This window comes from Corynebacterium sp. 335C (genome assembly GCF_053525695.1).
This window is the reverse complement of sequence record NZ_JASTTB010000002.1, coordinates 123,186-135,193: the sequence shown is the minus strand read 5'-3', so window position 1 is coordinate 135,193 and position 12,008 is coordinate 123,186. Positions and strand designations below refer to the sequence as shown.

Below are 12,008 nucleotides of genomic sequence, written 5' to 3'. Positions count from 1 at the left end.
CCGCCCTGCCGCTATCGTGGGGGAATCCGGTTCACCCATGTGAACCGCGTCACGAACGTCCCCCGTCCGCCGCGGCTCACGGGCCGCCCCACGGAAAAGGAGCGCCAATGGCCGACACGACCAGCGGCACCATAGACAAGAACAGGCAGGGCACGGACCGGCCCAAGGGATTCCTGGCGACGCTGGAGAGGGTCGGCAACGCGCTGCCGAACCCGTTCTGGCTGTTCGTCATCCTCGCCGGCGTCGTCATCGTCAGCTCCTGGCTCGGATCCATGGCGGGGATGTCCGCCAAGGACCCCGCCAGCGGCGAGATCATCGAGGTCCAGAACCTCATGACCGGCGAGTACCTGCGCAAGATGGTCACCGACGCCGTCGACAACTTCATGTCGTTCGCGCCCGTCGGCCTCATCCTCGTGTGCATGCTCGGCGTCGCCATCGCCGAGTACTCCGGCTTCATCGGCGCCGCCATCCGCGCGATGATCGCGAAGGTCTCCGGCCGCTGGTCCCTGACCTACATCGTCGCCCTCGCCGGCGTCACCGGCTCCATCGCCTCCGACGCCGTCTACGTCATCCTCATCCCGCTGGGCGCCGCCGCCTTCCGCGCCGTCGGACGCAGCCCCATCGTCGGCGCCATGGTGGCCTTCGCCGCCTCCTCCGCCGGCTTCAACTCCTCGCTGGTGCTCAACATCACCGACGTGCTGCTCGCCGGCATCTCCACCTCCGCCGCGCAGTTCGTCGACCCCGAGTACGTCGTCAGCCCGCTGGCCAACTACTTCTTCTCCGCCGCCTCGGCGCTGGTGCTCGCCGCGATCGTCACGGCCGTCACCGAGTTCTTCATCGTCAAGCACACCGAGAAGACCATCGACCACGACCAGGTCGACCACGACGCCGCCCAGTTCACCCGCCCCGACCGGGACGGCGACGACTCCGGCGACGCGGACGGGTCCCGGGACGCGGACACGGACCGGGCGCCCGACGGGTCCGCGGTCGCCGTCGGCAAGCGCGACGCGGACGCCGGCGCGGACGGCGACGACGACGCCGACGCCGAGCTGCACCTCGACCCCGAGGAGTCCCGCGCCCTGAAGATCGCGTCCTTCGCCGCGCTCGCGGTGTTCGCCGCCTGGTGCGCCCTGCTGTTCATCCCGGGCTCCCCGCTGCGCGGCGAGGGCGGCGGCATCATGGACTCCCCGCTCATCACCGACATCGTCGTGTCCATCGCCGTGCTCTTCGCCGTCACCGGCATCGCCTACGGCATCGCGGTCGGCTCCATCCGCTCCTCCGCCGACGTGCCGGACTTCATGCGCCGCGGCCTGGACACCCTCACCACGATGATGGTGCTGTTCTTCGCCGTCTCCCAGTTCACCGCCTACTTCGGCTGGTCGAACCTGGGCCAGTGGACCGCCATCAAGGGCGCCGAGTTCCTCACCGCCGCCGACCTGCCGCCGCTGCTGCTCTTCGCCGCCCTGGTGCTCATGGTCGCCTGCATCAACCTGTTCATCACCTCCGGCTCCGCGCAGTGGGCGCTCATGGCCCCCGTCGTCGTGCCGATGCTGATGTACGTCGGCGTCACCCCCGAGGTCTCCCAGATGCTGTTCCGCATCGGCGACTCCCCGTCGAACATCATCACCCCGATGTCCCCGTACTTCGCGCTGGCCCTGACGTTCCTGCAGAAGTACTACAAGCCCGCCGGCGTCGGCACCCTCATGTCGCTCGCCATCCCCTACTCCGTGGCGATGCTCGTCGGCTGGTTCCTCTTCTTCGTCGTCTGGTACCTGCTGGGCATCCCGCTCGGCCCCGGCGCCCCGGTCCGCTAGACCGGCGCGCGGGGCGCCGCACTGCGGTGCGCCCCATCGAACGGACGACGCGACGGCCCGTCCCGGCTCCCCGCCGGGGCGGGCCGCCGTCGTATCCGGGCGGGGAGGATGCGGCGCCGCGCGAAGGGAGTCCCCGGCTCAGGGGGACGCCGGCGCGGGGCGCCGGCGGGCGCGGACGGCGTGTCCCGACCCGGGTTCCGGCGCGGGACCCCGTCGCTATCATGGGGCCGTGACCGCAGAGAATCCAGGCCCCGACACCGCCGCACTCCAGCAGGTCTCCGACTTCGTGGAGATGCTGTACCGGGCGTCCGGCGACGGCGACCCGGCCCGGCGCAGCTCCGGCTTCGAGCTGGCGTTGACGAAGCTGCGGCCAGGCCGCCGCTTCCCGCCCGGTCCCGTCACCCTCAGGTTGCTGGCCTACGTCCTGGAGAACCTCGTGCGCTCCGATGTCGCCGCCGGCAACGTCGACCGCGGGACCTCCCGCGCCCGCGACCTCGCCGTCACCGGGCTGCTACTCGGGGACCCGGCGCTGCGCGCCCGGGGCCTCGCCCTCTCCGCCGCGCTGGAGCAGACCACCGACGCCGGCCAGGCCGCGGAGACGCTGTCCGCGGCCGCCCATGCGCTGTCCGCCGCCGGCGACGGGGAATCCGCCGCGGCCTGCGCCGCGCTCGCCCACGGCGACGGCGCGGCCCCCGGTTCCATCGCCGCGCTGGTGGGCCCGCTGCTCGACGGCGGCCCCGCGCACGGCCACCATGAGGCGCATGCCGCGGTCCCGCCGGCGTTCCGCGTACCGCTGCCCTTCCCCACCGTCACGGGACTGGTCGAGGAGGGCTTCCTCACCGGCGACGACGCCGCCGACGAGGCCGTCGACGAGGCGTGGCCGGACGAGACGGGCGGGGGCGACGCGGATGCGGACGGGGACACGACCCCTGGCGACGCCGATGCGGCCGGCTCGGCCGGTCCCGCCCCGTCCGACGACGGACCCGGCCATGGGGCCTTCGGCGACGCCGACGCCCCGACCACAGTCCACGCGACGCCGGTCACCGGGGACACGCTGCCGCTCGGGGCCGTCGGCGGCGAGGCCGGCGCCGACCGGCACGCCGGCTCCGCCGGCGCCTCCGCGCCCGTGGACTGGGTCCGCCACCTCACGACGGCGCAGGAGGCCGCCGCAGCCGGCGACGACGACACCGCCGCCGCGATGTACTCCGAGGTCATCGACACCTGGGGAACGGCGCGCGGCGACGGTCTGACGGAGAAGATGTACGGCTTCGCCGCGGTCGACCTGGCCCGCCTCGCGTTCGAGTCCGCGGACGAGGACGATGACCGGGAGGTCATGGACTTCGTCGCCCGGGCCCTCGGCGAACTGTCCGAGCCCGGGGTCCGCGCGGAGCTCGCCCTGTACGCGGCGCACGCCGCGGGCACCGGGGCGGGCCGCGCCCGCTGGACCGCGGGAATGCTCACCGCCTCGGCCCGGGACTGGGCCGCCGTGGGCGACGTCGGCCGCTCCCTGCGCTGCCGCCTGGAGGCCGCGAAGGCGAAGGCGATGCAGCGCACTCCGCAGGGCTACGCCGAGGCGCACGCCGACTACTCCCGCATCACCGACGAGGCGTGGAACGCCCGCGAGTTCTCCATCGTGGCGGAGGCCCAGCTGGATCTGGCGGCCTCGACGCGGTTCGTGCAGCGGGACCCGGGGTCGGCCATCGGCATCATCGACCGGGTGACCTCCCACGCGCTCTTCGACGAGACCGACCCGGGGCTGAGGGAGCTCGCGGCGCGGCTGCGCATCGAGAAGGCGCGCTGCATGATCGCCGGCGGTTTCCGCCCGCTGCGCCCGGACGATGATCCGCGGGTCCTGCTGGACGGGGCGGCGGCCATCGCCCGGGAGCTCGGGCAGGAGCGGCTGCTCCACGACGCCGAGTCGATGCGCCGCGGCCTCTGACCTCCGGCCGCGGTCCGCGCGCGACGGCGAAACGCGGCAAGCCGCGCCGCTGAAACGCGACGCGCCGCGCCCCGGGAACCGGGACGCGGCGCGGACGCTCAGCGCGGTGCGGACGTCGGTTGGTCAGCGCCCGGCGCTGAACCAGCGGGCCGTCGGTGGCAGCCAGAGCAGGATGATCGTCGCCAGGGACAGCACGCCGGCGATGACGTAATCCTGCGGGAGCAGGAGGAGCAGGCCGAGGAAGCCGAGCACCGTCAGCAGGTAGCGACCCCACGACTTGCGCAGGATGCAGCCGACGATTCCCGCGATGGCGGCGACGATGGCGACGCCCCACAGGATGGTGAGGATCTCGAGGTTGTCGGGCCGCAGCTCCGCCCCGGAACGGAGGCTCTCCGCCGTCCGCACGGGCTTGCCCCAGTCGCCGACGAGATGGAACAGGATGACGGCGATGACGCCGACCTGGGCCGCGATCGCCGTCCACAGGGACCAGGCCGCTCCCCCGTCGCCGGCGCCCGGGGCGTCGGGGCGCTCGACGCTGCGGCGCCCCTCCGGCTTCCGGAACCAGCGGGGATTCGGCTCAGGGCGGGGCCGCTCGGCGACGCGGGCGGCCGCGCCGTGCCCGTACGGCTCCCCCGGCGCGGGCGCCGCGGTCCGGCGGGCGCCGCCGGGATCGGACGGGGCGCGGCCGGGACCTGCCGGGGCGCCGCCGGGCCCGCCGAAACCCGGCCCCCCGAAGCCTCGTCCGTCGCCGCCGCCCTGGGGCCCGAAACCCGGTCCGCCGAAGCCGCGTCCGTCGCCGCCGCCCTGGGGTCCGGAGCCCGGCCCGCCGAAGCCGCGTCCGCCCGGGCGTCCGTCGTTGAATCCGTTCATCGGTACATCTCCTCCTGCGGGCGGAAGACGCCCTTGCGGTTGAAGATCCACAGCAGCGGATCGAGCACCCGGTACGGGGCGATGCCGTTGCGGTGGAGGTGGGTTCCGGTCGGGGCGGCGCCGAGGGCGGACACCGCGAAGTAGCGGTGCATCTCCGATCCCGGGTCGTCGCGGTAGAGGTTCTCGACGGTGTTGACGATGTCGTCGGCGCGCAGGCGCAGCAGCATGCTGCGGATTTCCGCGTCGAGGAGCATCCCGTCGCGTTCGTCGTAGTCCAGTCCGACGTCGCGGCGGTAGGCGGCGCCGTAGTTGGACATGATGCCGCTCCACTCGTTGTCCTCGACCTTCTGCAGCTCCTGCAGGGTGTCGAACTTCGACAGGGCGACGCACATCCGCGGCGGCGCCGCGGCGAACGCGTCGCGCGCGCCGGGGCGGTGCAGCACCCGGATGAGGTTCTGCAGCACCGGCAGCGGGTCGCCGCCGAGCTCCTGCGGGTCGACGAGGCCGCGCAGGTAGTTGGTGACCTGCGGGACCTTCAGCGGGTCGAAGAGGAAGACGATGGCGTCGGAGTAGCTGAAGAAGCCCAGCGACTCGGCGTCGACGTCGGGGCGTTCGAGGTCCTCGCCGGCGACGTCGCGGATGACGACGAACCAGTTGCGGTCGCGCCCGTCGACGTCCCAGCGGCCGATGTCGAAGATGAGGGGTTCGCGCTGGTAGGCGTCGTCGTGGTCGGAACTGGGCGTCGACTGGATGAGGCCCATCTCGTGGTACAGCGGCGTCTCGTAGTGCTCGCGGTACACGTCTCGGGTGTTGGCGTCGGCGGGCCGCATGGTGCGGCGGTGCCCGGTGCACAGCCGCTCCAGCTGCTTGACCAGCACGGCGATGTAGAAGCTCTTGCCGGAGTTGCGGGCACCGGCCAGCGAGATGCAGATGGTGCCGGAGTCCTCCCAGCCCATCGGCAGCTCGCGGCCGCCGGCGTGTTCGCTGGTGCGCGAGGCCGGGTCGGCCAGCGGCCGGAAGGTGTGGGGGCACCGGGTGATCACCGGGGCGGGGACCGTCATCGGTTTCCGTCCTTTCCGTCGTCGTCGAATCCGCCGAATCCGCCGAACCCGCCGAACCCGCCGAAGCCCCCGGCGGGCCGGCCGTCGCGGGACCCGTCGTCATGCGCCGCGTCGTCGCCGTCCGCCGCGTGGCGCCCGGCGCCGCGGTCCGCTGCGGGCCGGCCGGGGGTGGCGGTGTCGCGTGACGACGCCTCCCGCTCCGGCCCGGTCGCCTCCGGCGCGCCCCAGCCTGCGTCCCCGCCGGAGGACGCGGGCGCACCCCAGCCGGCGTTCCCGCCGGACGACGCGGGCGCACCCCAGCCGGCATCCCCGACGGACAACGCCGGTGCACCCCAGCCGGCGTCGCCGCCGTACGGGGCCTCCGGGGCGCCCCGGTCCGGCGACTGCCCCGCGGCGGTCCCGCCCACCGGCTCGTAGGCCGTCCCGTACGCCGGGTAGGCGTCGGCGGCGGGCCCGGGCTCCGGCGCGACGGCCGTCGCGAAGCCGGCGGCGGGGGCGGCGATGGTGCCGCGATCCGGCTCGGCGAGCGCCCGCAGCGCATCGACGACCGGCCCCAGCGACCGCCGCACGACCGCGTCGTCGCCGCCGCGCAGCCCATCGACGACCTCGCGGGTGAAGACCACGGAGCGGCCCGCGGCGTGCGCCGACTCGTCGACGACGAGCGCGACGCCCCGGCAGCGGCCGGCCGCCACGGCGTCGGGCACCGCGTCGCCCAGGACGAAGGTCAGCGTGCCCGGCTCGTCGGCGACGTCCTCCAGGGAACCGACGCGCACCACCCCGTCGTCAAGCAGATCCGCGACCGCGCCGACCAGCTCGCCCGAGCCCGCCGTGCGCCGCACGGGGCCGGCCTCCACCGTCACCGCGCCGCCGGACACGACCCCGGCGACTCCGCGGACGTACTGGGCGGCGTCCTCCGCCGCCCGCGGCGGGGACGGCACCGTCATCGACGCGGAGCGGTCGACCATCAGCGTCACGCGCGCATCAGCGGGGACGCGGATCCCCTCCGCGTCGAGGAGCGACCGCAGCGCCGCCGGCACGGAGCGGGCGGAGCCGTCGAGGCTCTCCTCCTGCACGACGTGCTCGGCGGTGACCTCGAAGGCCGCGCCGCGCGGGGCGACGGTGCCGATGACCACCTCGGAGCGGCCGTCCAGCGTCGCCTGCGGGAACTCGACCGTCTCCTCCTCCGGGGACCCCGCGCGGCCGCGCGTCACGCGGACGGTCACCGCGCTGCCCGGGCCGAAGGCATCGCCCTCCGACGGGACGACCGCGATGGTCAGCGGACCGCGGAGATCGAGGACGTGCGAGTTCAGCGGGCCGCGGCCGTTGATCTGGGCGGAGCCGCGGATGCGGAGGCGCAGGGGGATCCGACGACCCGGGGTCGTGGCCGCGACCTCGAACCTTCCGGCGGTGAGGGCGACGGACTCGCCGTCGCGCAGGGCTGTGAATGGCATGTCGTGTTCCTGTCCTGGTTGCGTCGTCAGTCGTCGGTGCGGTGGTCCGCCGTACCGGGTGGTCCGGCGTGCGCGCCCGCCCGGGGGCCGGTGGGCGGTGCGGCAGGGGGTTCGAGGAGGCGCCGCAGCTCCGGCGGGCGCCCCGCGGCGTCCCGCACGGACGACGGGACATGCTGGCCGGCGCCGTCCCGGTCACCCGCCGCCCGCGCCCGATCGACGATCTCCCGCCGATCCTCCGCCCCGAAGGAGGCGAGGCGCCACCAGGGCAGGCCCCGGTGCCCGGCATCGGCCGGAGCCCCGCGCAGCTCGTTGCGCACGCCGGCGGCCAGCACGGTCTTCTGCGCCTCCCGCACCACCGGGTCGCCCTCGCCCGGCAGCAGGAGCACCAGGGCCAGCACGTCCCAGACGCCGAGCTCCGCGCCTCCCGCGCGGTAACCGCCGACGAGGCGGGAGGCCTCCGCGTGGTCGTCGGCGAAGTCGGCGGGAAGCTCCGCCAGGCGCCGCAGGAGCGCCTCCGGCAGGCCGGGGCCGTCGAATTCGCGGCGGACGCGGCCGGCCGCCGCGGAAGGGACGTCATCCACGCTGATGGCGCGGGCCGCGGGCCGGATCGGCACGTCGGCGTACGGGTCGCCGTCGTAGGGGCCGCCGGAGTACGGATCGTCCCCGCCTCCGTAGGGGGACCCGGAGTGGTCGATGCGGCCGTAGCCCGATCGGGCGGAATCGGGACGGCCGAAGGCGGCGTCGCCGTATCCGCCGGTTTCGGGTCCGGCGGCGTACGGGTCCCCGCCGTATGCGCGGGCGCCGTGGCGGTCGCCGCCGGTGGCTCCGCCGTACCGGGTGGCGGACGCGTCGCCGTACGACGCCGCGTCGTGCTCCCACTCCTCAGCCGTCAGGCCGCGGGGCGTCCGCGACGGCGCCCACGGGCCGTCGTCCAGCAGGCGGCGGGCATCCGCCGTCAGCGTCGCGCGCACCCGGGCGACCGCGTCGCGGAGGGCCGCGTCGTCGGCGACGCGGCCGTGCAGGGAGTTCAGCCCGAACACGATGGCGCGATCGTCGCCGGCCGACGTTCCGCCCGCCCCGAACATCGCGTTCAGGTGCCTGCCGACGGCCGCGCCCGACGACCCCGCCATCGGCGGCGCGGCGGGCGCGCCCAGCGCCCAGGCGCCGGCGAGCAGCCCCGCCGGGCCGTCGTCCGCAAGGTGCTTCCCCTTGGCGGCCTCCGCCCGCTCGCGCGCGAACGCCGGCAGGCCAAGCCACCGGGCCAGGCCCGCGGGAATCCCCGCGCCCCGCGCCACCAGCGCCGTCAGCGCATCGTCTGCGGCGATGCAGTCGCGCAGCAGCTCGGCCGCGGCCCGGTGCGGGCGGTCCACGGCGGCGGGGGCGTCGACGCGCCCCTCCACCAGGTCCGCGGCGAGCCCGGTGGCGCGCACGCGGTCCCGGGCGGTCTCCCGCACCGGTCCGTCCAGCAGGTTCGCCCGGGCGACGCGGTCCAGGGCGCGCAGCAGCCCCGCACCGTCGGTGCCCTCGAACCCCGCCGCCGCCAGATCCCGCACCAGCTCCGCGTCGGCCCCCTCGCCGAGGACCTCCGGGCCCGCCTCGGCGACGAGCTCCGCGAGGTCCCCGCGGCAGCGGCGGCGCAGCTCCGGATCCGCCGCGACGGCCGCCGCGACCCGCGACTCCGGGAGCCCGGACCCCGTCGCCGGGTCGAGGCGCTCCATGTCCATGGCACGGCCCTCCCCCACCAGGACATGCGCCAGCCGCGCCCAGGGGGAGGACGGGCGCGCGAGGGCCTCGTCGTCGAGCATCACCACGGTGACGCCCGGCATCTCCCGGGCGGCCTCCGCATCGGCGGCGGGGATGGCGGCCACCCGCACGCCCGACTCCGGCAGGCGGGCGAGCTTCGCGGCGCGCTCCAGCGTCGACCAGCCGCAGTCCGCGGCGGCCGCGGGCGTCAGCAGGCGGCTGAGCACGAGCAGCCACCGCTCCGCGAGCTGATTCCACGGGCCCGCCGGCGACGGGTCCGCCAGCGCGACGACGTCGCCGGCCGCCAGCCCGTCGAGGATGCGGGCGAGCACCTCGCGGCGGCCGGGCCCCGAGGCCCACTCCCACACCATCCCGACTTCGCGCGACTCCGGCGACCAGTCCTCCGCGGGCAGCGCCGGCAGACCCGGATCCAGGGAGAACCCGTCGACGGCCGCCGCCCCGTGCACCGGGACCGGCGGAGACAGCGGCGGCGCCAGCTCCACCGGCCGCCACGGCACCGCTCCGGCGCGGACGACGAACGCGACCGTGAAGACGTTGCCCGCCCGGCCCGTCGCATCCGAGCCCGCCGGGCACGAGTACCAGAAGACGTGATCGCCGCCGCCCCACGGCGCGCGGGTCCACGCACGGCGGACCTCCAGCGACCGGATCTCATCGTCCGAGGGGAACTTGCCGAGCCGGCGCACGCCCGACAGCCCCGTCGGCGTCCGCTCGCACAGCTGCTGGACCTCCGCGTCCGTCAGGTCCCCGACCCGATCCCCGACCTGCCATCCGCCGTGCGCCCGGCCCGCCCCGGAGAACGCCGCGTAGGTGATCGCCCCGTGCCCGCTCATGCGCCGCCTCCCCAGTGCCCGGCGGGCAGGTACGGCAGGTTGTGCAGCGCGTCGTCGACGACGATGCGGCGCGGCAGATCGACGCCCCTGCGCCCGCCCGCCGGGTCCTCCTCCTCGACGATGAGCAGGCGGTACCACTGCCCCGCCGGCCACGCCGACCGGAGCTCGTCGTACGTCAGCAGCCAACCGCCGGGGTCGTCGCCCGACGACAGCTCGCGGGGCGTGACGACGGTGCCCGGCGCGCCCTCGGGCATCCCGTCGCCGTCGACGCGCGTCACCGCGTAGAACCCGCCGCCCTCCGTCCGCGCGTCCGCGATCGACAGCGGCAGGCGGCGGTGGTGGCGCACCAGGCGGAACTTCGGCGGGTTGCGGTCCTCGCCGCCGCGCTTCCAGATGCGCAGCAGCGCGCCGCGATCCAGCGGGTCGTTCTCCAGCGCCCACTGGTAGACCTCGAGGCCCGGGTAGATCAGCTCCGTCGGCTCGGCCGTGACCTCCTGCCCCCGGTTGAACGCCCGCGGGGTGAGGATGACCCGCTCGCCGTACGGGCTGAAGCTCCGGCGCACGCCGCCGTCGCGGGCGTAGGCGGCGCGGTCGAGCTCGCCGTGGGAGACCCGCTCGGAGTCGGAGGCGCCGAACTCCGCGGACTCGACCTTCACCTCCGTCGCCCCGGCCGGCCACTCGAAGGTGATGAGCTGGGAGGAGACGCGCTCGACCAGCGTGGCGTTCCGGATGCCCTGCACGCGCTGGAGGATGCGGGGCGTGCCGACGAACACCCACTCGTCGACGATGCTCACCGGGGTGACGTAGACCGTGTCCCACAGGTGGGGCCACACCATGCGGCGCGTGATCTCGGAGCCGTGCATCGCGTCCTCGTCCGCCGCGAGGACCTTGTCCCGCATGGACCCGGACGTCAGCTCCCGCTCCAGGGCGCTCCGGTCGATCTCCTCGTGGCCGAGGTCCGGGTCCGGCGCCGTCGGGGTGAAGAAGACGCGGACGCTGCCCGACGGCGGGGAGCTCCAGGAGAACTCGATCTCCTCCCGCTCCCCCGAGTGGTACGTCGCGTCGGTGAGCTCCACCTTCACCAGATCCGCGGAGATGTCCAGGTCCACCTGCACGCCGCGGGGATCGACGCGGGTGGTGCCGCGGAAAGCGACCTCGCCGCGGATGCGGAAGCGCATCGTCGCACCGCGCACCGACACGACGTGGCTGAACTGGTGCTGCCCGTCGTAGACGGGGATGGTCTCGGTGGCCTGGCGGTCCGCGACCGGCCACGCCTCGATGCGGATGCCGTCGAATCCTCGGACGTTCTCCCACCGGCCCTCGACGACGCCCTGGGACTCCACGAGCTGGAGGCCGGGCACCGGGAGGATGCACACGTCCTCGCCGACGAACCGCGGCTGGGAGCCGTAGATCGCGTCGACGTCGGGGCCGAAGTTCGCCCACACCTGGTAGTGGCGGAAGCCCGTGCCCTCCGGCGCCGGCTCCTCGAAGCGGGGCCCCGTCACGCACGTGACGTCGTCGCCGTCCTCCGGGGAGGTGAAGAACTCCCGGTCGGCGGAGACGACGCGGTAGATGACGGGCATGCCGTCGGGGATCCACGACGGCCGGTCCCACCGCACGCGGACGGCGCCGCGCTCCCCGTCCCGGCCGGGGACGTACCGGACCGTGATGCCGGGGGCGTCGGCCCGGTTGCGCTCGTCGCTGTCATCCGCGGCGAAGTCCTCGTTGGCCGCGCCGACGACGGTGCCCGGGTCCATGAACGGGCGGCCCATGTCTCCGGCGGCGCGGCTCGGCGGAGCGAGGTTCATGGCCGGGGTCCGCGGGCCCCCGGCGGTCGCGGCGGACGCCGGTGCGGCGACGGCTGATGCTGCGGCGGCGGGGGCCGGTGCGGGCCCGCCGCCCGGCGCCGGATGCGCGGCCGGGTACGCCGCCCCGGGCCGTCCGAAGGGCGCCTGCTCGGGCGCGCCGAACGGCGCCTGCGGCTGCTGCGGGGCCTGCGGCTGCGACTGCTGCGGCCGGCTCTGCTGCCACGAGGGCTCCGGCTGCGCGGACGACGGGACGGGCACGGCGCCGCCGCCGGGCCCCGATCGGCCGAGGAGGCGGGCGTGCGCCTCCTCCGCCACGCCGTGGAAGCGCGGCGGGAGCCGGCGGCGGATGTCCTCGACGGTCGGGGCCTCCAGCCGGCTCAGCATCCTGAGCAGGTGGTCCGGGACCTGGCTGAGGTCCATGCCGTCACGGTCGGCCATCGGTGCTCTCCTCGTCGTGGTGGTGGTTCGCGG

General features: G+C 75.4%; 7 protein-coding genes. 2 read left to right on the top strand and 5 right to left on the bottom strand.

Annotated features, from left to right (window positions below; all coding sequences use genetic code 11):
• The first annotated feature begins 107 nt into the window (after nucleotides 1-107).
• Entirely contained in the window at nucleotides 108-1,814 is a 1,707-nt protein-coding gene (locus tag QQS41_RS07580; protein ID WP_448852110.1) for an AbgT family transporter, read from the top strand.
• A 229-nt stretch (nucleotides 1,815-2,043) separates the two neighbouring features.
• Complete coding sequence (locus QQS41_RS07575) at nucleotides 2,044-3,753, top strand: hypothetical protein (protein WP_448852109.1); 1,710 nt, start codon at nucleotides 2,044-2,046, stop codon at nucleotides 3,751-3,753.
• 123 nt (nucleotides 3,754-3,876) lie between these two features.
• Here QQS41_RS07575 and QQS41_RS07570 read toward each other — a convergent pair whose 3' ends face one another.
• The 5 genes from QQS41_RS07570 to QQS41_RS07550 are packed head-to-tail and all read right to left on the bottom strand — an operon-like array spanning nucleotide 3,877 to nucleotide 11,975.
• Nucleotides 3,877-4,623 carry a hypothetical protein gene (locus QQS41_RS07570; protein WP_448852108.1) on the bottom strand — a complete coding sequence of 249 codons (747 nt, stop codon included), beginning with the start codon at nucleotides 4,621-4,623 and terminating at the stop codon, nucleotides 3,877-3,879.
• Nucleotides 4,620-5,684: a TRAFAC clade GTPase domain-containing protein gene (locus QQS41_RS07565; RefSeq protein WP_448852107.1), complete on the bottom strand. Its 1,065-nt coding sequence runs from the start codon at nucleotides 5,682-5,684 to the stop codon at nucleotides 4,620-4,622. Before QQS41_RS07565 ends, QQS41_RS07570 begins: the two co-directional genes overlap by 4 nt.
• The gene (locus tag QQS41_RS07560) at nucleotides 5,681-7,135 is read right to left on the bottom strand and encodes a hypothetical protein (protein ID WP_448852106.1); all 1,455 of its coding nucleotides are present in this window, start codon (nucleotides 7,133-7,135) and stop codon (nucleotides 5,681-5,683) included. The genes QQS41_RS07565 and QQS41_RS07560 overlap by 4 nt, the downstream gene beginning before the upstream one ends.
• 26 nt (nucleotides 7,136-7,161) lie before the next feature.
• The gene (locus QQS41_RS07555; protein ID WP_448852105.1) at nucleotides 7,162-9,729 is read right to left on the bottom strand and encodes a GAP1-N2 domain-containing protein; all 2,568 of its coding nucleotides are present in this window, start codon (nucleotides 9,727-9,729) and stop codon (nucleotides 7,162-7,164) included.
• On the bottom strand, nucleotides 9,726-11,975 hold the full coding sequence (locus QQS41_RS07550; protein ID WP_448852104.1) for a hypothetical protein: 2,250 nt from the start codon (nucleotides 11,973-11,975) through the stop codon (nucleotides 9,726-9,728). The genes QQS41_RS07555 and QQS41_RS07550 overlap by 4 nt, the downstream gene beginning before the upstream one ends.
• Between the last annotated feature and the right edge of the window lie 33 nt (nucleotides 11,976-12,008).